Genomic DNA, 19967 nt, shown 5'->3' with positions numbered 1-19967 from the left:
TTGCAGATTAAGTATATTGTTATAAAGTATGACTTTAAATATAAGAGAGTTACCAAGAAAAAAGTAAAGTAAGGAAAGAATATTAAGTGAAAATGTGATTTATCGACTTCGAATTATTGATCTTTAATTTTAATTCATCAGGGTTGAACGTTATGTTGACAATGGCCCCGCCCTCGTGCTTGTTTGCTAACTCTAGTGTTGCACAATGATCTTGTGCTATTTTTTTGATAATGGCTAGCCCTAAACCAGTTCCTTTAGATCTAGTTGTTATATAGGCTTCTGTAGCCCTATCAATTAAATTTGCTTGGAATCCTACTCCATTGTCATTTACTGTAATAGTAATCTGATGGTTAGACTTGGTTATAGAAACAGCAATAACACCTTGTTGAAATCTAGTAAGTCCTATAGATTCTTCGGCATTTTTTAATAAATTAACCATAATCTGATTAATTTGAGTTGTATCACAGATAAAATCTATGTGCTGATCAGTTGTGAGGAACTTATATAATATTTTATCATTAATTAATTTTCGTGATTCAACCATATTCTTTATAAGAATTACTAGATCACAATCCATAAATATTGGGGCTGGTAGTCTTGCAAAATTAACAAATTCAGAGACAATTTTCTTAATATCGTCAGTATGACGTACAATCATCTGTATGTATTTGTTGAACTCTGTCTTATCTTCAACTTGATTACTAAATTTCCTAAGTAATCTTTCGGAGGCAAGATGAATAGGCGTCAAAGGATTCTTAATCTCGTGAGCTACTTTCCTTGCTACGTCAGACCAAGCAAGTGCACGTTGAGCTATAACTAGATCTCTTTGTTGATGGTCAATTTGTTTAATCATCCTATTAAAAGCTGAGGATAAAACGCTTATTTCATCTTTATTAACAAGGTCTTCTGGTACTTGAATAGTTAAGTCACCATTTTTAACCTTTTCAGTAGCAATCACTAATTTCCGAATAGGCTTTACTATCTTTGTAGCAAAAATCATCCCCCAGCTTATTGCAGCTAATAGCAGTAATAAAGCAATAAAAATAAATACTATAGAAAATTTGATCTGCATACTGGATATATGTTTTTTAAGACGATAATATTCTTCAGCTGCACCGTTAGTTTTATCAATATGATCAATAATTTTAGCATCAATCAATCTACCTACCAACAAATATATATCATTATGATCTTTAAGTTTTGTAAGCATTCGAATCTTTTTAGGATCAGATTTTATCTCAACAATTTCTCCTAGCTCAGCTCTTTTCATTAAATGAGCTGGAATAGTAGCAAATGAAATTGCGAAACTTAAGAATGTATTAGCAATAACAGTATTAGTAGGTCTATGTAAAACCATAGCTTCGTCAAGAGAGCGCATCTCAACTTCAGTATTTAATGCTTCATTAAATGAAAGGGGATTATGTATTAAATTATAATACATTTCAGTTAAATCATCAGCGACGGATAATGCTGTTTCGCGTAACTGTAGTTTATGTTCGTCTATATAAGATTCTGCTACTATTATCGACTGATCAAGCACAGCAGAAATCTTTTTATCGAACCAAGATTGAATACCAAAGTTAAAGAAATATGCTGAAAAGACTGAAACAATAATGGTTGGAATTGTAGCAATTAAACTAAAGGCAATAATGATACGATTTTGTAATTTCGAAGACGTCTCCCTTTCACCTTTATCAATAAAATCTCGTAAAAATTTACGAGCTAATAAAATGCCTAAAAGTAAGAATACAGCAAGATCTACTAATATAAGCCCTATAACTCTACTTGGGTCTGGACCAAGAGATTTCGACTCAATTGAAATCACATAATAAGTCGAGCAAGCCAATATAATGGCTACAATTATTAGAACAAATATTAATTTACCGCTACTACAATATTTTTTAATATCTCGATAAAAGTAATTCAACATTTTTATTATTCAAAATCATTTGAGTATATTTGAAGTTCTACCCCTACCTAATTTAAACCTAAGCAAATTCAAGTAACACCTGCCCACTAATCACCTGATCTTTCTCATTAACTAGGATTTTAGCAATTTTCCCATTACGCTCAGCAACAAGTATATTTTCCATTTTCATGGCAGTTAAAACCATAATCTCTTGACCAATAACTACCTTACTACCTTCTTGAACCTTAATTGCAATAATTTGTCCTGCAAGCGGGGCGTGCAGTTCTGTTTGCTCTTCTTGGATATTTTTTGTAATCATCAACGCTTCTAGTTCAGACATCCGTGGGGAACGGACATAGGCTTTAACAGTAATACCTGAATGTGATAACATATAACCTGTTAAGATATTGCCAATTTTTACATTGGCTTTTCTACCATTTACAATACAGGAAAAGAGTCTACTACCTAAGTTCCAGTTACTACGTATATAAATTCTATCATTTTCTTGTCTTATATTATAACCATAATCTACTGATTTAATTAAAACTGGAAATAGTTTGTCATCAATTGATACAACCCATCTAGTACCGATTTTGTGAGTTTGATCGACTATTTGACCAGAGATTAACGAAGCACGTTTTTGTTCGGCAATATAAACAAAAATGGCTGTAGCTAGAAATATTTTAGTGATTTCAGAAGTTAAGCTTGCTCCAGAAAAACCATCTGGATATTCTTCTTCTATAAATGCAGTATTTATATCACCTGCTATAAAACGAGGATGTGATATTACTGCTTCTAAGAAACTAATATTATGAGAAATACCTTGTATTATGTAAGCACTTAAAGCAGAACGCATAACCTCAATAGCTTGTTCTCTAGTCTCTCCGTAAGTACAAAGTTTTGCAATCATTGAATCATAAAACATACTGACTTCTCCACCAAGTCCAAGACCTGTATCCACACGTATGTTAGCATTTTTTGGTGGTTCTGCATATTCAGTAATTCTGCCACTAGACGACAGAAATCCACGCATTGGATTTTCTGCACAAATTCTAGATTCAAACGCATGCCCCTTTAATTTTATATCTTCTTGAGAAAATGATAATTTTTCACCAGCAGCAATTTTTATCATCTCTTCTACTATGTCAATACCAGTGATCAGTTCAGTTACTGGATGCTCAACTTGTAGCCTAGTATTCATCTCAAGGAAATAAAAGTTCTTATCTAAATCAACTATAAATTCAACTGTACCGGCTGAGTAATAACCGACCTTGCTAGATAAAGCTAAGGTCTCTTTATACATTTTTTGCCGTATTTCCTCGGTAATAAAGGAGCTTGGGGCTTCTTCAATCACTTTTTGATGATAACGTTGAATTGAACATTCTCGCTCACCAAGACAAACACTGTTACCATACTGATCAGCTAATAATTGTATTTCAATATGCCTTGGGGACTGAATTAATTTTTCAATGAATAATCTACCATCGCTAAAATTATTTACTGCCTCAAGCTTAGCTGATTCAAAGGCATTAGCCATTTCTTCAGAGTTTTTTACCACTCTCATTCCACGACCACCACCACCAGCTGTTGCCTTAACTATAACAGGGAAACCTATTTTTTCTGCAATTTCTATGGCCTGATTTATATTGCTGATAGTACCAATATAGCCAGGGACTAGGCTGACTCCTGCTTCCATAGCGATTTTTTTTGCTTCAATTTTATCACCCATTTTCTTAATAGCAGAAGCATTGGGACCTATTAAGGCAACTCCTTCCCTTTTTAAGATATTTGCAAAATTTGAATTTTCTGATAAAAATCCATATCCTGGATGCACTGCCGAAGCGCCACTTGCTCTAATAGCATTTACAATATTTTTAATTGATAAATAGCTCTCAGTGGCAGGAGAATTGCCGATATAATACGCTTCATCAGCATATTGTACATGCATTGAATGTGTATCTGCTTCAGAGTATACGGCAACTGATTTAATACCCATCTTCTTTAGGGTTTGCATTATTCTCAAAGCTATTTCACCACGATTGGCGATTAAAATTTTATCAAATAATGGTTTAGTCATAAAATCTCGTGCTTAAGTATACTAAAGTGGTAAGTTATCATGCTTCTTCCATGGTAATTGTATTTTTTTGTTTTGAAGAAAGTTTAGTGCTTTACATATACGCCATCTAGTATTTTGAGGCTTTATAATATCGTCTAAGTATCCTCTAGATGCTGCAGCGAAAGGAGAAGTAACAGTATCTTTATACTCTTGGATTTTTCGTTTTTTTGATTCTGGATCTTTGCATTCTTCTTTAAATATTATTTCAGCAGCTCCTTCAGCCCCAAGTACTGCAATTTCTGAGTTGAACCACGCGTAATTTACATCACCACGAAGATGTTTTGAGTTCATCACTATATAAGCTCCACCATAAGCTTTCCTAGTGATTATGGTAATTTTTGGTACAGTCGCTTCAGCGTACGCATATAACAATTTTGCTCCATGTTTAATAATTCCGTTATGCTCTTGATCAGTGCCAGGTAAAAAACCTGGTACATCAACTAGAGTTACTATTGGGATATTAAACGCATCACAAAAACGAACAAACCTTGCTGCCTTTCTTGATGCGTTAATATCTAAACAGCCAGCTAAATGTAATGGTTGATTCGCAACAAATCCTATAGGTCTTCCTTCCATATAACCAAAGCCGATTATAATATTTCTAGCAAAATCTGGTTGCAGCTCAAAAAACTCCCCTTCATCAACAATACGCTCAATTAATTCTTTCATGTCATAAGCTTTGTTCGGAATGCTTGGGACTAAGGTGTTTAGGGACATATCAACCCGATCAGCTGGGTCTTCGGTACGACGATGTGGCAGGGGGCTACGATTTGATAGAGGTAAAAAATTAAAAAATCTTCTAGTTTCTAGAAGTAGCTCTATATCATTTTTAAAAGCAAGGTCAGCAACACCACTCTTGGTAGTATGCATTTTTGCCCCGCCAAGTTGTTCTTGGCTTACTTCTTCACCTGTAACAGTTTTAACTACGTCTGGTCCTGTTACAAACATATAAGAAGTATTTTTAACCATGAATATGAAATCTGTTAAGGCGGGAGAATAAACAGCACCACCAGCACAAGGTCCCATAATTAAGGTGATTTGTGGAATAATACCGGAAGCAATTACATTACGTTGAAATAATTCTCCATAACCACCAAGGGCGTCAACCCCTTCTTGAATTCTTGCACCTCCCGAATCATTTATGCCAATAACTGGTGCTCCTACTGCTAAAGCAGAATCGAGTATAGTGCAAATTTTCTTAGCGTGATATTCTCCAAGAGATCCACCTAACACCGTAAAATCTTGGCTATACACAAAAACCAACCTACCATTTATGGTGCCATGTCCAGTTATTATACCGTCCCCTAGGAATTTTTTGTCGTTCATGCCAAAATTACTGCATCTATGTTCAACAAACATTCCTGTTTCTTCAAAACTCTCAGGATCTAGCAATACTTCTATCCTTTCTCTTGCAGTAAGTTTACCTTTTTTATGTTGTAAGGCGATTCTCTCTCCCCCCCCACCTTGACGGGCATTGTTACGTTTTTCATCAAGTGATTCAGGAGAATTTACAATATGTTGATTCATTATGGCTATACTAGTTCATTATAAAATCATAACCTGTAGTATAATAATAAAATGTCGAAAAGATAGTAGAAATTTATTTGAATAGTTATAGAATGTAACTTACTACTGAATTTGTCAGTTCTTTACTTGACAGATGAAATGGTTTAGATATAGACATTGTTCAGGAATAATATTTACTAAATAACTAAATCCAAAGGAAAAAAATGAACTATGTCGAAATCTCTAAGAACACAATGTCATGTATATATAAATCTTATGAAAGTCTTAATGAATCTCCTCTTGATAAGGGACTAAGATACTTAATTGAACTGAGGGTATCACAAATAAATAGCTGCTTTTATTGTTGCAATTTACATCTTACAGATGCTAGAAAGAATAATGTCCCTCAAAAGAAGTTAGATTTATTACCAATTTGGTCTTCTAGTAAAGAGGTATTTAGTGAAAAAGAAATTATAGCTCTAAGATGGTGTGAATTAATAACGCGGGGTTTCTTCGAGGAAATTGACGCAATGAAAGATGAAATATTACAGTATTTTTCTGAGAGAGAAATTGTAGATATTACTATTTGTATTTCAATTATGAATGCCTTAAATAGAATAGCTATAAGCTTAAAAACATTTTAACTGTGGGTATACTACTCGTAAATGAAGAGTTGGTAGACGAAGGTCAACTTCAAGAAGAGCTAGGAGTGTCAAAGTCGAGCAGCGGAGCGTACATTAGTACGTGAGCAGCGGAGATCTTTAGACACGACGACGTCAATTCTTGAAGTTCACCGAGTATATATATCTATAGTTTTTGGGTGGTATAACATAAGTGATATGTATTTTATAGAATGCAGTAAAAAACTTAAAAAAGTTTATAGGAAGGGTTTTATAACAAAGGAAAAACAGCAGAAGCAAAAAAGTTTTATAGTTAATTCAGTTGGACTTGATACTAGGAGCGAGGATCGAAGCCGAAAATTACTAGGTAAGCAACCGAGCAACAACGTATGCAAGTCCAAATCAATTAACTATAGTGACAGTAAATTTCAAAAACTGTCTAGGGCTTTAAAACAGAATATAGCAAGAAGAAAAAATAGCCAAAAAGTTCATATTGAGGATAAAAACAAAAGTGAAAATAATTAAGATCGCACCTTCGTTACTATCAGCAGATTTTGCTAATTTGCAAAAAGAAATCAGTGCTTTAGAAGAAGCTGGTGCTGATATGATCCATATAGACGTTATGGATGGACATTTTGTACCTAACTTAACATTTGGGCCTCCTATAATAAAAGCTTTAAGACCTCATACTACATTACCATTTGACGTACATTTAATGATTAATAACCCGGAATATTCGATTAAAGACTATGCTAGTAGCGGAGCGGATATTATCACTATCCATCCTGAAACCACTATTCATCTTGACAGAACTTTAAGTATTATTCAAAATTTAGGGTTAAAAGCTGGGGTGGCACTACTTCCTTCTGCAAGTCCAAATTTTATAGATTATATTATTGATAAAATAGATCTAATTCTAGCAATGACCGTAAATCCCGGTTTTTCTAGCCAAAAATTTATAGAGAATCAGCTAGAGAAAATCAAAATTATTTCAGAAAAAATCAAAAATTTTGGTAAACCTATAATGCTTTCTGTAGATGGAGGAATAAATGATGTTACCGGTAAGAACTGTATAAAAGCTGGAGCTGATATTTTAGTATCAGGTAATTTTATTTTCCAATCAAAAGATTATCAAAAACAAATGGACTTACTAAGACATTAAATATTGATGGAGATTATTGCCATTTTCCTTAAGCCATAATCTAGCCAACTTATAGTCTGGATAAAGTTTTGCTACTAAATTCCAAAAATGAGGACTGTGATTCATTTCAATTATATGACATATTTCATGGACCACTAAGTATTTTAATATTTTTTTTGGAGCAAAAATAAGACGCCAATTAAAAGCAAGTACAGCCTTACTAGAGCAACTTCCCCATTTGCTCTTATTATTCATAATTTTAATTTTAGTAAAGTTTATATTATGTTCTTTCGCTAGAAGAGTAGCAAGTTTTGTGGTTTCTAGTAACAACATATCTTTCAAAAACCTTACTAAAGTACTTTTGTGTTGTGAGGGTAAAGAATATATTTGAATAACATCATCTGTGATTTGTACTTTTTTATAATCTGCATCAATATTTAATAACGAATATACTTCGTCAAAGACTGTTATTGTGTTATAATCAAAGGGGGGTTTGTTTAAGAATTTTTGTAGTTTTTGCCTAACCCAAGATTCTTTTTCTAATAAAAATTTATATCCTGTATTAAAATTTTTATTAGGTAAAACTAATTCAGCTCCTTTGTGGTTTATTCTAATGCTAATTCGTTTGGCTTTATTACTATATCTTACTGGAATGTCAATATCAGCCCCTAGTTTGTCTAAAGTAATCTGCTGATGTTTCATGTTTAAAATCTAATTTAAAAATTATTATTAATATAGTATATTGATAATAATAGTTAATTAAATTTATTAAGAGTAACTTAATTATGCATACTTTATCTTTTAACGTAGATGATCAGTTAAATGAACAAATTGAAACTTTTGCTAAAGTACATGACCGTAGTAAAGCCTATGTATTAAGAAAAGCTGTAGAGTTATATTTAGTCGATCAAAAGGATCTTACAATTGGCAGGCAAGCTTTAGATGAGTTTTATAACGATGGTTTTAAAACTTATTCATTAAATCAAATTAAAAAGGAAAATGGCTTATAGTATTCTGTTTACGGATCGTAGTAGAAAACAATTTTCAAAATTAAATAAAGATATACAACAGCGTATAATTCACTATTTGGAAAGCAGAATCTCTATTAATCCTCATGATTTTAATCTTCGTCTATCAACTCTTCATTTACGAGTAGTATAAATACTAGCTAATATTATTTTATAGCCAATGATAGTATCATATGATACTATCATTTTATGAATAAAAACCCACCTTTTCAAGTAAGTAATAAAATACTTACATTACTGCAAGATATTGCATATGAGCTTGGTATTTTATCCCCCGACTTCCGCATTTTTTAATAAGGCATAAGCTTAGAAGGCTCATAGTGCTAGGATTTTTAAAATTTAGGCACAACATTATTTTGTTATTTTAAATATATTTCAGCATGGTCTGAACGCTTGATGTTAAAGGTTTTATAGATTTTTCTAGCTTCGTTTTTTATTGCACTTGGTAGTCTATAAAGATCACCAGTCTTTGTATGTCTTAAGATTGAAGCCTGTACTGATATTAATAATTCAACGATGTTAGTTACACTGATCTTTTGGGTCAGAGCAACCTTGTATTCTATAGTTTTAAGCACTGCAAAACTCATATAACACACAGCTATGTGTGCTTCTATCCTTTGTTTAGTCCAGTGAAAAATTGGACGCATTTGTAAATTATGTTTATTGATTCTAAATTGCTCTTCAATTACCCATAATCTAGCATATTTTGCTATTGCTTCATGTGGAGTTATAGTTTGGTCATTGGTGATTACCCCATGTATGCCATCCCACAACGCATCCTGCTCTATCTTCTCTGCGTCAATATAGCTCTTGCCATTTTCACTAGAAGTATATTTTTTTACTCCACTATTAGATATAAGTTTTTTAGTACTACCAGACTCACCAATAGTCTTATTAATTTTATCTAAAATTTTTTGTCGCTCCTGTGCATCATTAATAGCCCTTTTAGATTTATAACTGGTAATTAGACGTTTACCATCATGCTCTAGATCGGCAATCCAAGTAAGATCATTGCCTATAACAGTAGGCTTATAGTTTTCCTCTGATAATATTTCTTCTTTCTTTTCTTTCTTGAGTGTTTTAAGCTTTGCTGCCACAATATAACGATAACCACCTTCATCGAGAGCTTGCAAGTTAGCTTTACTAAACATTGCACGATCAGCAATAAAACAGACATCTTTAACTTTAAGATACGCTTGCCAGCTGTTAATTGATTTAATTAAGGTGCTAACTTCTGCGGTATTACCACTAAACAGCTCATAGCCAAGTGGTAATCCATCCTCATTAGTTGCTAGGGCAAGAACTAGTTGGGTAGTATTAAAGCGATGATCTTTACTATAGCCAAAGGCTCTTAGCTCATCTATTTCTACTGATTCAAAGTATAGTGTAGTGACATCAAAAAATACTAGGCTAATCTCTTTATTAGGAATCAGGGTTAGGGTGTTTTTAAAGCATAATTCTTTAATTTTAGGTATTTGCTCATGTAATTTGTCCATCATCCGATAAGTAGCATCTAGATCATGATGCCTGTCAAATTGATCGCTTAAATACTCAACTATCCCTTTTTTACTATTTGGTCTTACCATACGGGCTAACACTAAATCCTTCAGCATCCCAGCGTCACGTTTCCTTGCTAGTAACTGGTTAAAATGCATTTGATCATAAACATGCCCCCCTATTTGATGCACTCCTTCAACAACTCGCTTGACTTCTACAACCTCATTTAGTTTTACTTCGTTAACAGGTAGAATATCTTTTAACAACTTGTTAGTTGGACGACCTCTTTTAACCTCGTTAGTATCATCAGTAAACAAATTCCTCTGCCCAATTGCAGCTTCTCTCTCAGCTTTAATCTTGGCAATCAAATCTTGTGCTAGGGCAACTAATTTAGCTTCTTCTACTTCATCTATGAAGACTCCTAAATGACGTACTATACGCTGTTTGACGTTACCTTTACTATCACGATAACCTTCCACTATTTGAATAGATTGCCTTGGACTATTAGGAGTTTTTTTACGACGTATGTACATATTAGGGCTATAAAATATGAGGCTATATTCAATTAATTAAATAATAAACAACATCGCAGTTAAAGTCAATAATAAAATATCTACTAGGCACAACAGAACGAGAGTACCACTTCACCTCCTTACTAATGCCACTTATAACAACTAATATCAAAAAATCTGCGGAAGTCAGGAAAACCCACCTTTTCAAGTAAGTAATAAAATACTTACATTACTGCAAGATATTGCATATGAGCTTGGTATTTTATCCGGAGCTAAGCTTCCTTTGCCTGCAGTAAAACTTAGAAAAAGTAACCAAATAAAGACGATCCATTCTTCTTTAGCAATTGAAGGCAATAGTTTAAGTTTAGACCAAATAACCGATATAATTGACGGAAAACTGGTGCTAGGTTCTAAAAATGATATTATTGAAGTTAACAATGCCATTAAATTATACAATAATTTACATAAATTAAATCCATTATCAATAGATTGTTTACTAGAGGCACATAGATTATTGATGCAAGAGTTAATAGTTGATAATGGCTATTTTCGAGCCAGCGGAGTTGGCATATTTAAAGGCAATGAAATATCTCATATAGCTCCTAAAGCGAGTCGTATCCCATTATTAATGGATAAATTATTTCAGTTCATAAAAGAAAATAAGGATATTCCGTGGCTAATTAAAGCTTGCGTATTTCATTATGAGCTAGAATTTATCCATCCTTTCTCAGATGGTAATGGGCGAATGGGTAGGTTATGGCAACAATTATTATTAATGAAAGCAGATCCAATTTTTAAATATATTTCGGTAGAGGTACTAATAAAAAACGAACAAAGTGAGTACTATAACGTTTTAGCTGAGTGTGATAAAGTAGGGGAGTCTACCTTATTCATTGAATTTATGGCAACACAGATACTAAAAGCTCTGCAACTATATGTTAATAATGTAGTATCTCAAGTCAAAACTCCTAAGTCTAGGTTAGAATTTGCTAAAATAAAATTACCAAATAGTTGGTTTTCAAGGAAAGATTATATTCTATTACATAAGGATATTTCTTCTGTGTCGGCCAGTCGTGATCTAATCTTTGGAGTTAAGGAAGGTATCCTAACTCATAAAGGTATAAAAAATCAAACTTGTTATAAATTTCAATAATAGACTCTTCCGTTAAATTAAGTTATAAAAGAAATCTAGAAAGAATGAGTGGATATATTAATGGAAAATTACGATCTAGCGATTATTGGTGGTGGTCCAGGTGGTTACGTGGCTGCGATTAGGGCTGCACAACTAAATAAAAAAGTTGTGTTGATTGAGAAGGAGCATTTAGGGGGAGTTTGCTTAAATTGGGGTTGTATCCCAACAAAAGCACTGCTTAAATCAGCTGAATTATTTCAAAAAATTAGACATGCTAAAGATTATGGTATTATAGTAGGTGAAGCAAGTTTTGACCTAAAAAAAATAGTACAGCGTTCTAGAGACATATCGACACAGTTAACATTTGGTATTAAATCTCTGCTAAAAAAAAATAAGGTTACGATAATTGATGGCACGGCTAGGCTAGGAACAGGCAAGGTAGTAGATATCAATAATAATGGTCAAAAGATTTCGATTAAAGCAAAGGACATAATAATTGCAACAGGTGCAAGATCTAGAATCTTAGATGGATTTGAGCCGGATGGCAAGCAAGTTATTACCTCCAAAGAGGCTATGGTTCTTGATAAATTACCAAAATCTATGATTATTGTTGGATCAGGAGCGATTGGTATAGAATTTGCTTCATTTTATAATGATTTAGGAACAAATGTCACTGTAATTGAAGCACAAAATAGGATTTTACCTAGTGAAGATGAGGAAATTTCTTTAATGGCACGAAAAACCTTTGAAAAGAAAGGTATAAAAATTCATACTAATAGCAAATTGTTAAATCATAGCAAAACCCAAGACCATGTTGTAGTTGAAGTTGAGATAGATGGAAAAAATTACAAGATACAAGCTGAAATTTTGCTTATAGCCGTTGGTATAGTTGGTAACACGGAAAACCTTAATTTAGAAAAAACTAATATCAAAATAGATAGAGGTCATATTATTACCAATCAGTTTATGCAAACTTCGGAAGAAGGCATTTATGCAATAGGTGATGTAACATCAGCGCCATGGCTTGCCCACAAGGCAAGTCATGAAGGTATTATTGCTGCGGAAACTATAGCGGGTCTTAAGGCTCATCCTATAGAGAAACGTAATATTCCAGGCTGTACTTATTCCTCACCACAGATTGCTAGTGTAGGGCTTACTGAAGAACAAGCGAAAAAAGATGGTTACCAAGTAAAAATTGGCAGATTCCCATCTATCGCTAACGGTAAAGCCTTGGTTGATGGTTATAATGAAGGGATGATAAAAACGATTTTTGATATAAAGACTGGAGAATTGTTAGGAGCTCATTTGATAGGTGAAGAGGTTACCGAACTAATTCAAGGTTATGTAATCACTAGAACTATGGAGGGTACGGAACTTGATTTAATGAATAGCATTTTTCCACATCCAACTTTATCTGAAATGATGGGAGAAGCGGTATTACAGGCTTATGGTAGGGCTATTCATATTTAAAGAACTCGCCTTACGCGTAACCCATAGCAATTTAAAGTTGCTGGAAAGTACAGGACGTCATTGCGAGGAAGACCGTAGGTCGACGAAGCAATCTAGGAAAATGACTAGAAATGGATTGCTTCGTCGCCACTAAAGTGGCTTCTCGCAATGACGCTAGACTGTTTTCCCTACGATTTTAAACTGTCATGTGTAATGTGAGTGAATAATTTTTTTTAAATATACTTAGTGGTAAGCATAAATTATGTTATAAATTGTTCTAGAATTATATGAGGAAAAAAAATGAGTAAAATGAATACTGAAGATTATGGAGTTTATCCACCAAGGAAGAAAATAAACATTATTATGCAGCATGGCGTGTCATTTGGTGCGGCACTTGCTATGGCTATTTCATTTAATATAAACCACTCTGTATTATGGGCAATCGTACATGGCTTGTTTTCTTGGCTGTATGTGGTTTATTATTGTTTGATTTAGTTTTAGTATAGCTAACTCGAAAAGGTTTAACTCGATAATCAAGTTTTTTAGAATTATTAAAAGATACGTCATTGCGAAGAGGCGATGGAAGCGGCGACGCGGCAATCTTGTGAAGTAGGGACAAGTATTACTTCAAAAGATTGCTACGACGCTGCTTTTCGCGGCTTGGCTTCTCGCTAATAGACGGTTAAGGAAAAACTTGATTATCGAGAATCAGATGCAGAGCCGTCTCAAATCTGATTGTTTAGATAATTTACTTAATTAACCTCAGTTCGATATAAGAATTAATAATTCTTATATCGAACTGGCTTTGTTATAAGGAAAAATGCACTCTTGAAGCGGTTCTACGAGTGCATTTTAACTTTTTTCATCATTCAATATATGATTTTAATAATTAAAATCACATATTGAATGGAGTATTATATTTTAACAATCAGGTGGGCAGCCGCTTCAAACCTGATTGTTTCTATATATAATACTGAATTCGATGTAACTTGTTACATCGAATTCAGGTTAATTACCATCGGTTTATTTATCATCACTATCTGTAGAATCGTTAGGAGAATCATAAGGATTGCGATATGGAAGCATTTCCGGTACTGTCTTATCTTTAGGCAATAACTTATTTAATCCATCCTCTAAAACTTTTTCCCCTGTTTCTTCTTCTCTAATTTCGTATTTTGGTGGGTCTCCTAAACATTTCCAAAAATTGGTTAAGCTCTCAAAGTTGGGACCTAATTTTGTAGTACAATTTTGAGCAATTGATTTAGATGTATCAAGAATTTCAATTGTAGCATCGGTCATATATTTTATAAATCCAATTTGTTCAAGACCCTTGGCTACCCAAAATAATACTATCAAAGAGGCAACTGCTATCATAAAGTACCATTTAGCTATGATACTCCATAAAAACACCCCCATAGGGTTAGCTGCTATTAGTCTTCTTAAAGCTTGCCACATATATAAACTACCGAAAAATGGTTAAAAAACTACGATTAAATTACATGAATAATAAAAAAATAACAATTTTTTTATTAGTGCAGGGGTCAGTATGGTGTATAATATAAATTAAATGTTGTAAATATTCTTAATTAGATATGATGAGAGATAAAATATGGTTGGTAAAAGAAGCATATTGATACCAATCATAACAAAAATTAGACTTATATTCTCAAGATTTTGTAAAACAAGACCGGTAAGTATTATGTTGGGTATTAATAGTGGCATGATTAATATTGCTAGTAGGTTAGTATTTGACCTAAAATAGCTTTGAATAGATCCAATTAAAACTAGTAGGCTACTGGACAAAGTTAATAGCAAAGTTAGAGTGATAAAAAGATAGGTTACTGTTATTAGATCAAGATCGAAAATAATATAAATTATTGGGATATTTAATAAAGAGCTAGTAAGTGAACTAAAAAATATAGCAAATAATTTAGATGTAACAATTTCACTCTCACTGAAACTGGATAATAGTAGCTCTAAACTTCCATCCTCCACATCTTGCTTTAATATTAGACTAGAGAAGCCAATTAGGGCTATTGGTAAAAAAATTACTGAAAAAATAATCCCAAATTTCTTAATATCTACTTGGTCATTGATTAAAGCAGTGCTGAAAATACAAAATAAAAAAAATATAAATAGATATTTGCTAAGATTATTAATACGATTTTGAATTAAGTATTCCCATTTTATTAGCTGTATTAGTTTATGCATATCTCATTATACTCGATAATCAAGTTTTTCCTTAACTGTCTATTAGCGAGAAGCCGCGAAAAGCGTCGTCGTAGCAATCTTTTGAAGTAATACTTGTCCCTACTTCACAACAAGATTGCCGCGTTGGCGATTCCATTGCCTCCTCGCTAATAGACGTATAGGGAACCTCAGTTCGATATAAGAATTATTAATTCTTATATCGATACTTGCTTTGTTATAAGGAAAAATGCACTCTTGAAGCGGCTGACGCGGGTGCATTTTAACTTTTTTCATCATTCAATATGTAATTTTAATTATTAAAATCACATATTGAATGGAGTATTATATTTTAACAATCAGGTGGGCAGCCGCTTCAAACCTGATTGTTTCTATATATAATACTGAATTCGATGTAACTTGTTACATCGAATTCAGGTTAGGGAAGCTATATTTACTAACTTTCGACAGTTATGGATGTTACCCCTAATGGCGATGACTACTTGAGCCTATTATTAACTTATTACATCAATATTTGAGGTTAACTTTACATTAAATAGTTCATTATTAAAAAATATCAATATTACTATACCAATTTCTAATTATACCAAATATGTTTTTAAACAAATGATAGATGGTGGTAAAAGTTTACAGGAAATCTTTGATTTAATCAGAGGAGATTTACAACAAGAAATTAGTAATGAATCCTCATTATTGGAAGTAAAGAGTATATTTGCCCCATTTTTTTTCTACGGGAATCATGTTACTTTATGACAAATTAGTAAAACCTTTTTAATTACATTGCAACTAACTTCAAGAGCTGTTTTTACAGCTCTTGAAGCGGTAGTATTTGTAGTTATTCTGTAGGATGTTCGGCTTCTCCTGCTAGTGGTAGTGTGGCATCAGATGTATTAAGACTAGCTACCTCTGTAGTAATAAAGTTGCCAACATTTTGGTTGTTAACATTTAAATCATTATCCTCTACCCTGTTGTTAGCATTAAAATTATTATCACCGTTGTTTCTGAAATAATTTATAAGAGCGGCTTTTAAAGCTGCTACATGCTCAGGATGTAAACAATTCCGGTTAATTATTCTTTGAATCATTATTGCATCATTATCATTATTTATCATATATAATCCTCTGTTAATTTGAAATATAAAGAAAATTGTAACTATTTGCAAAAAGAATGTCAACTATTAATTAAGAAATGAATTAATAAATTCTTTATTCTATACCGCCATACGCTTTTTAGTAGCTTTTCCGTAGTTTCTTGGTGTAATTATGGGGGTAGCTTTGCCATCTATAACATCTTTTGAAATATGTACATGCATTTTTTTCAGATTGGTAACATTATACATGCTGTCAAGTAGCAGTGTCTCAATTATCGATCTAAGGCCTCTAGCTCCGGTTTTTCGTGCCAGTGCTTTCTCGGCTATTCCTTCTAAAGCATCATTATCAATTGATAGTTCAACATCATCTAACTCAAATAATTTATGATATTGCTTGATAACAGCATTTTTGGGTTGAGTTAAAATTGCCACCAAAGATGCTTTGTCTAGGTCATCTAAAGTTGCTACTACTGGAAGCCTACCGATGAATTCTGGAATTAACCCAAACTTTACTAGATCTTCAATTTCTAATGATTTGAGTATTTCACTGTGTTTTTTTTCTTGTTTTGATTGGACATTTGCCGCAAAACCAATCGAACTTTGAGCAGTACGGGCATTAATGATATTATCTATCCCCATGAAAGCTCCACCGCATATGAACAAAATATTGGAAGTATCTACTTGAACAAAATCTTGCTGTGGGTGTTTTCTGCCACCTTGGGGGGGAACAGAAGCAATAGTTCCTTCCATGATTTTAAGTAATGCTTGTTGGACTCCTTCTCCCGATACATCTCTTGTTATGGAAGGGTTTTCAGATTTTCTAGCGATTTTATCTACTTCATCTATATAAACAATGCCTCGTTGGGCTTTGGCTATATTAAAGTCTGCTGCTTGTAATAATCTTAGCAAGATATTTTCAACATCTTCACCAACATAGCCAGCTTCGGTTAAAGAAGTGGCATCTGCCATAGTGAAAGGTACATCAAGAATTTTTGCTAAGGTTTGTGCCAAAAGGGTTTTACCAGAGCCAGTAGAACCAATAATTAGGATATTTGATTTATTTAATTCGACATCATTATTACCTGACTCGATATATTCTAATCGTTTATAGTGATTATATACCGCAACTGATAAGACTTTTTTTGCTTGATCTTGACCAATTACGTAATCATTAAGAGTAGAAAAAATTCTTTGTGGTGTTGGAATTAAAGAGGCAACTTGTTTAAGAGTTACTTTAGTCTCTTCTTTTATAATATCACGGCAAAGTTCAATACATTCATTACAAATAAATACTGTTGGTCCAGCAATTAATTTTATTACTTCATATTGATTTTTACCACAAAAAGAACAGTTTAATTCTTTTTTTCCAACTTCCCCTGACATGATTCCGCTTTTTTAATTTATGAGTTTAATATAGCTTATATACCTCTAATATAGATAAGTTATTTAGGTAAGTCTAATATATTTTCAAGATACGCGAATTTGGGATAAGACAATATTTCTATTATGGGAAACGTGCTTTTCTTTAAGTTCATAGTAATCTAGTTTTGCAGTATCTTCATTAACAGACTAAGTTCCTCTCGAAATTCTGCATCAATTTCACATAATTCTTCTACTTTTTTGATGGCATGCATTATTGTAGTATGATCTTTCTTACCAAATTTCTTACCAATATCAGTAAGGCTTTTTGGGGTTAATGTTTTACTTAAATACATAGCTACTTGCCTTGGTCTAGCTATTGAGCGAATACGTCTAGGAGAAGACATATCAGAAAATTTAATATTATAACGATCAGCTACTTTTCTTTGAATATCTTCAATCGTTATAATTCTTTCATTGGAACGTAGTAAGTCACGTAAAATATTTTGGGTATTTTCTAAAGTTATCTCCCTACCAACTAAAGTTGAATGAGCAATAACTTTATTAAGAGCCCCCTCTAACTCTCTAACATTTGACGTTATTTTTGATGCCAAGAATTCTACAACATTTTTAGGTATGTGAATATTCATCTGTTCAAGCTTAGATTCTAATATTCCCAATCTTAGTTCATAAGTAGTACTGTGAACATCTGCAACCAATCCCCAACCAAGCCTAGATTTAATCCGCTCTTCAATATTATCTAAATCAGACGGTGAACGGTCACATGATATAACCATTTGACGATTATTATCAATCAAAGCATTGAAAGTATGAAAAAACTCTTCTTGAGTACTATCTTTACCAGATATAAATTGAATATCATCGATCATTAGCACGTCAACTGAACGAAATTCTTCTTTAAAGGACATAACATCTTTATTACGAAGTGCTTTGATGAATTGATACATAAACTTTTCTGCCGACATGTAAATTACTTTGCGAGTCGGGTTATTATGTCTTATATACCAAGCAATAGCATGCATTAAGTGTGTCTTACCAAGGCCAACACCCCCATACAAAAATAAGGGGTTAGATTCAGCTACGGCACTCTCTGATTCAGCAACTGCTCTAGAGGCTGCATATGCTAACTCATTTGGTCCACCAACTACAAAATTTTCAAAAGTAAATCGTAAGTCTAATGCTGAAAAAATGCCTTCGGAATTGATATCCATTCCTTCTTTTATTGATGGAATTTTTGCTAAATATTCAGGTATATTTGGATTTTGTTCTAGTAATTCTTTAGTAACTATCTCAATTGATTTAATATCTTTGTCGTAGGACTGCCAAGATTGCAATATATCACGTGCATATCTTGATTTTATCCAATCTCGAATAAAATTTGTTGGTGTAGAAAGTATAACAGTAGTAGTAGAAGCTTCTAGAAAGTTAATCTTACTGAACCAACTTTTATACAAAGACTCACCATAATGTTTATTAAGATCAGAACAAACATGCTGCCAAATATCTCTATAATGAGCTACTTCCTTTTCTACAGTCAATTGATTTTGGTTAGTATTCACAGAACTTGCCATGGTAAATTATTTTGTTTCCAACCAGCTCCATTATCTCCTCCTTCAAAACCATCAATGATGTTGTAGCAGTTTGGATAACCTAAACCACCAGCACACGATGCCGCTTCATGAGATCGTACACCTGAACGGCAAAGGAATAATACATTATTTTTATTCCTGACTTTCGATATGAACTGGTTGTTAAATTCATGATTTAAGGACATATCAGGCAATAAACGCCAGCTAAGAAAAAGTACTTGATCTTTATCAAGCTTTGTGAATACCTATTTTTTGCCATTCTTCAGTAGTTCTAACATCAACAACAATGGTACACTCATCCATTCCTAGCAACTTATAAGCTTCTAAGGAAGATATATTTTTGATACTTATAGGCATCTGCATTTTTTTGAATATATTAAAATTTATTGAATAAGAACAAGATTTAGACTAATTAAATTTGAGTATATACTACATATACAATTTATATTTTATATTTGGTAATTGTCAAACTATCTGAATCATATTATGATATTTTTTTGTCAGATTATCAATATGGACTATTTAAAAAAAGCATTCCTAACTAAAAAATTACTATACCAAAGCAAAAATCGTGGTTGCAAAGAAACCGGGTTAATATTAGGTAAATTTGCTGAACAATTTCTTGCTAATATGGACATAGATAGTTTAACAGATTTTGCTTTAATACTTAATCAAAATGATATAGATATTTATGATTGGATTACCAATAAAACAACTCCTCCTGTTCACTTAAAGTCAAAAGTGATGTTACAAATACTTAATTTTGATATTAACCGCCTATAAGCTTAAT

The 19967-nt window shown here is 32.8% G+C and carries 21 protein-coding genes; 9 read left to right on the top strand and 12 right to left on the bottom strand.

Going from position 1 to position 19967, the window contains the following annotated elements; translation table 11 throughout:
- Positions 1–82: 82 nt before the first annotated feature.
- Genes AAGD45_RS04540 through AAGD45_RS04530 form a run of 3 tightly spaced genes read right to left on the bottom strand, consistent with a single transcriptional unit; the run spans position 83 to position 5552 of the window.
- Entirely contained in the window at positions 83–1930 is a 1848-nt protein-coding gene (locus tag AAGD45_RS04540) for a PAS domain-containing sensor histidine kinase (protein WP_341760822.1), read from the bottom strand.
- A 58-nt stretch (positions 1931–1988) separates the two neighbouring features.
- Complete coding sequence (locus tag AAGD45_RS04535; protein WP_341760823.1) at positions 1989–3986, bottom strand: acetyl/propionyl/methylcrotonyl-CoA carboxylase subunit alpha; 1998 nt, start codon at positions 3984–3986, stop codon at positions 1989–1991.
- Positions 3987–4007: 21 nt separating this feature from the next.
- The gene (locus AAGD45_RS04530) at positions 4008–5552 is read right to left on the bottom strand and encodes an acyl-CoA carboxylase subunit beta (RefSeq protein WP_341760824.1); all 1545 of its coding nucleotides are present in this window, start codon (positions 5550–5552) and stop codon (positions 4008–4010) included.
- Between the two features lie 203 nt (positions 5553–5755).
- Between AAGD45_RS04530 and AAGD45_RS04525 the strand changes: the two genes are divergently transcribed.
- The 3 genes from AAGD45_RS04525 (at position 5756) to rpe (ending at position 7313) form a co-directional block, all read left to right on the top strand.
- Positions 5756–6175 (top strand): carboxymuconolactone decarboxylase family protein, encoded by a 420-nt coding sequence (locus AAGD45_RS04525; RefSeq protein WP_341760825.1) that lies wholly within the window; start codon positions 5756–5758, stop codon positions 6173–6175.
- A gap of 195 nt (positions 6176–6370) precedes the next feature.
- Positions 6371–6676: a hypothetical protein gene (locus AAGD45_RS04520; protein WP_341760826.1), complete on the top strand. Its 306-nt coding sequence runs from the start codon at positions 6371–6373 to the stop codon at positions 6674–6676.
- Positions 6663–7313, top strand: a complete 651-nt coding sequence (gene rpe, locus AAGD45_RS04515) for a ribulose-phosphate 3-epimerase (RefSeq protein ID WP_341760827.1) — start codon at positions 6663–6665, stop codon at positions 7311–7313. Before AAGD45_RS04520 ends, rpe begins: the two co-directional genes overlap by 14 nt.
- Here rpe and AAGD45_RS04510 read toward each other — a convergent pair.
- A complete protein-coding gene (locus tag AAGD45_RS04510; RefSeq protein ID WP_341760828.1) occupies positions 7302–7994 on the bottom strand; it encodes a SprT family zinc-dependent metalloprotease in 693 nt (230 codons plus the stop codon). The two genes, rpe and AAGD45_RS04510, sit on opposite strands and share 12 nt — an antisense overlap.
- Before the next feature lie 83 nt (positions 7995–8077).
- Here AAGD45_RS04510 and AAGD45_RS04505 point away from each other — a divergent pair, with 83 nt between their 5' ends.
- Positions 8078–8302, top strand: a complete 225-nt coding sequence (locus AAGD45_RS04505) for a DUF6290 family protein (RefSeq protein WP_341760829.1) — start codon at positions 8078–8080, stop codon at positions 8300–8302.
- 377 nt (positions 8303–8679) lie between these two features.
- Here AAGD45_RS04505 and AAGD45_RS04500 read toward each other — a convergent pair whose 3' ends face one another.
- Positions 8680–10350 carry an IS1634 family transposase gene (locus AAGD45_RS04500; protein ID WP_341760830.1) on the bottom strand — a complete coding sequence of 557 codons (1671 nt, stop codon included), beginning with the start codon at positions 10348–10350 and terminating at the stop codon, positions 8680–8682.
- Between the two features lie 154 nt (positions 10351–10504).
- On the opposite strand from AAGD45_RS04500, the gene AAGD45_RS04495 reads away from it, so the two are divergent.
- The 3 genes from AAGD45_RS04495 to AAGD45_RS04485 all read left to right on the top strand — a co-directional run bounded on the left by AAGD45_RS04495 (position 10505) and on the right by AAGD45_RS04485 (position 13405).
- Positions 10505–11482, top strand: coding sequence for a Fic family protein (locus AAGD45_RS04495; protein WP_341762215.1), 978 nt, complete (start codon positions 10505–10507; stop codon positions 11480–11482).
- A 60-nt stretch (positions 11483–11542) separates the two neighbouring features.
- The gene (gene lpdA, locus AAGD45_RS04490) at positions 11543–12931 is read left to right on the top strand and encodes a dihydrolipoyl dehydrogenase (protein WP_341760831.1); all 1389 of its coding nucleotides are present in this window, start codon (positions 11543–11545) and stop codon (positions 12929–12931) included.
- A 279-nt stretch (positions 12932–13210) separates the two neighbouring features.
- On the top strand, positions 13211–13405 hold the full coding sequence (locus tag AAGD45_RS04485; protein WP_341760832.1) for a hypothetical protein: 195 nt from the start codon (positions 13211–13213) through the stop codon (positions 13403–13405).
- 528 nt (positions 13406–13933) lie between these two features.
- Here the strand turns inward: AAGD45_RS04485 and AAGD45_RS04480 are convergent.
- Positions 13934–14365 carry a DUF2670 domain-containing protein gene (locus AAGD45_RS04480; RefSeq protein WP_341760833.1) on the bottom strand — a complete coding sequence of 144 codons (432 nt, stop codon included), beginning with the start codon at positions 14363–14365 and terminating at the stop codon, positions 13934–13936.
- Between the two features lie 108 nt (positions 14366–14473).
- The gene (locus AAGD45_RS04475) at positions 14474–15121 is read right to left on the bottom strand and encodes a heme exporter protein CcmB (RefSeq protein ID WP_341760834.1); all 648 of its coding nucleotides are present in this window, start codon (positions 15119–15121) and stop codon (positions 14474–14476) included.
- 603 nt (positions 15122–15724) lie between these two features.
- Between AAGD45_RS04475 and AAGD45_RS04470 the strand changes: the two genes are divergently transcribed.
- Positions 15725–15871, top strand: a complete 147-nt coding sequence (locus tag AAGD45_RS04470; protein ID WP_341760835.1) for a hypothetical protein — start codon at positions 15725–15727, stop codon at positions 15869–15871.
- 82 nt (positions 15872–15953) lie between these two features.
- Here AAGD45_RS04470 and AAGD45_RS04465 read toward each other — a convergent pair whose 3' ends face one another.
- The 5 genes from AAGD45_RS04465 to AAGD45_RS04445 all read right to left on the bottom strand — a co-directional run bounded on the left by AAGD45_RS04465 (position 15954) and on the right by AAGD45_RS04445 (position 19534).
- Positions 15954–16229 carry a hypothetical protein gene (locus AAGD45_RS04465; RefSeq protein ID WP_341760836.1) on the bottom strand — a complete coding sequence of 92 codons (276 nt, stop codon included), beginning with the start codon at positions 16227–16229 and terminating at the stop codon, positions 15954–15956.
- A 99-nt stretch (positions 16230–16328) separates the two neighbouring features.
- Positions 16329–17591 carry an ATP-dependent Clp protease ATP-binding subunit ClpX gene (clpX, locus tag AAGD45_RS04460; protein WP_341760837.1) on the bottom strand — a complete coding sequence of 421 codons (1263 nt, stop codon included), beginning with the start codon at positions 17589–17591 and terminating at the stop codon, positions 16329–16331.
- Positions 17592–17749: 158 nt separating this feature from the next.
- The gene (gene dnaA, locus AAGD45_RS04455; protein WP_375331319.1) at positions 17750–19159 is read right to left on the bottom strand and encodes a chromosomal replication initiator protein DnaA; all 1410 of its coding nucleotides are present in this window, start codon (positions 19157–19159) and stop codon (positions 17750–17752) included.
- On the bottom strand, positions 19144–19362 hold the full coding sequence (locus AAGD45_RS04450; RefSeq protein WP_341760838.1) for a hypothetical protein: 219 nt from the start codon (positions 19360–19362) through the stop codon (positions 19144–19146). The genes dnaA and AAGD45_RS04450 overlap by 16 nt, the downstream gene beginning before the upstream one ends.
- Before the next feature lie 43 nt (positions 19363–19405).
- Positions 19406–19534, bottom strand: coding sequence for a hypothetical protein (locus AAGD45_RS04445; protein ID WP_341760839.1), 129 nt, complete (start codon positions 19532–19534; stop codon positions 19406–19408).
- A 129-nt stretch (positions 19535–19663) separates the two neighbouring features.
- On the opposite strand from AAGD45_RS04445, the gene AAGD45_RS04440 reads away from it, so the two are divergent.
- Positions 19664–19960: a succinate dehydrogenase assembly factor 2 gene (locus AAGD45_RS04440; RefSeq protein ID WP_341760840.1), complete on the top strand. Its 297-nt coding sequence runs from the start codon at positions 19664–19666 to the stop codon at positions 19958–19960.
- Positions 19961–19967: the final 7 nt, after the last annotated feature.

The organism is Candidatus Tisiphia endosymbiont of Thecophora atra, from assembly GCF_964026395.1.
Lineage (GTDB): Bacteria > Pseudomonadota > Alphaproteobacteria > Rickettsiales > Rickettsiaceae > Tisiphia.
Note: the sequence above shows the minus strand (reverse complement) of the source record. Positions and strands in the feature narration are given on the sequence as shown.

Bases quoted from the DNA above. Each gene is read 5' to 3' on its own strand.
- AAGD45_RS04540 (WP_341760822.1), bottom strand. From the start codon at position 1,930: ATGTTGAATTACTTTTATCGAGATATTAAAAAATATTGTAGTAGCGGT.
- AAGD45_RS04535 (WP_341760823.1), bottom strand. From the start codon at position 3,986: ATGACTAAACCATTATTTGATAAAATTTTAATCGCCAATCGTGGTGAA.
- AAGD45_RS04530 (WP_341760824.1), bottom strand. From the start codon at position 5,552: ATGAATCAACATATTGTAAATTCTCCTGAATCACTTGATGAAAAACGT.
- AAGD45_RS04525 (WP_341760825.1), top strand. From the start codon at position 5,756: ATGAACTATGTCGAAATCTCTAAGAACACAATGTCATGTATATATAAA.
- AAGD45_RS04520 (WP_341760826.1), top strand. From the start codon at position 6,371: ATGTATTTTATAGAATGCAGTAAAAAACTTAAAAAAGTTTATAGGAAG.
- AAGD45_RS04510 (WP_341760828.1), bottom strand. From the start codon at position 7,994: ATGAAACATCAGCAGATTACTTTAGACAAACTAGGGGCTGATATTGAC.
- AAGD45_RS04505 (WP_341760829.1), top strand. From the start codon at position 8,078: ATGCATACTTTATCTTTTAACGTAGATGATCAGTTAAATGAACAAATT.
- AAGD45_RS04500 (WP_341760830.1), bottom strand. From the start codon at position 10,350: ATGTACATACGTCGTAAAAAAACTCCTAATAGTCCAAGGCAATCTATT.
- lpdA (WP_341760831.1), top strand. From the start codon at position 11,543: ATGGAAAATTACGATCTAGCGATTATTGGTGGTGGTCCAGGTGGTTAC.
- AAGD45_RS04485 (WP_341760832.1), top strand. From the start codon at position 13,211: ATGAGTAAAATGAATACTGAAGATTATGGAGTTTATCCACCAAGGAAG.
- AAGD45_RS04480 (WP_341760833.1), bottom strand. From the start codon at position 14,365: ATGTGGCAAGCTTTAAGAAGACTAATAGCAGCTAACCCTATGGGGGTG.
- AAGD45_RS04475 (WP_341760834.1), bottom strand. From the start codon at position 15,121: ATGCATAAACTAATACAGCTAATAAAATGGGAATACTTAATTCAAAAT.
- AAGD45_RS04470 (WP_341760835.1), top strand. From the start codon at position 15,725: ATGATAGATGGTGGTAAAAGTTTACAGGAAATCTTTGATTTAATCAGA.
- AAGD45_RS04465 (WP_341760836.1), bottom strand. From the start codon at position 16,229: ATGATAAATAATGATAATGATGCAATAATGATTCAAAGAATAATTAAC.
- clpX (WP_341760837.1), bottom strand. From the start codon at position 17,591: ATGTCAGGGGAAGTTGGAAAAAAAGAATTAAACTGTTCTTTTTGTGGT.
- dnaA (WP_375331319.1), bottom strand. From the start codon at position 19,159: ATGGCAAGTTCTGTGAATACTAACCAAAATCAATTGACTGTAGAAAAG.
- AAGD45_RS04450 (WP_341760838.1), bottom strand. From the start codon at position 19,362: ATGTCCTTAAATCATGAATTTAACAACCAGTTCATATCGAAAGTCAGG.
- AAGD45_RS04445 (WP_341760839.1), bottom strand. From the start codon at position 19,534: ATGCCTATAAGTATCAAAAATATATCTTCCTTAGAAGCTTATAAGTTG.
- AAGD45_RS04440 (WP_341760840.1), top strand. From the start codon at position 19,664: ATGATATTTTTTTGTCAGATTATCAATATGGACTATTTAAAAAAAGCA.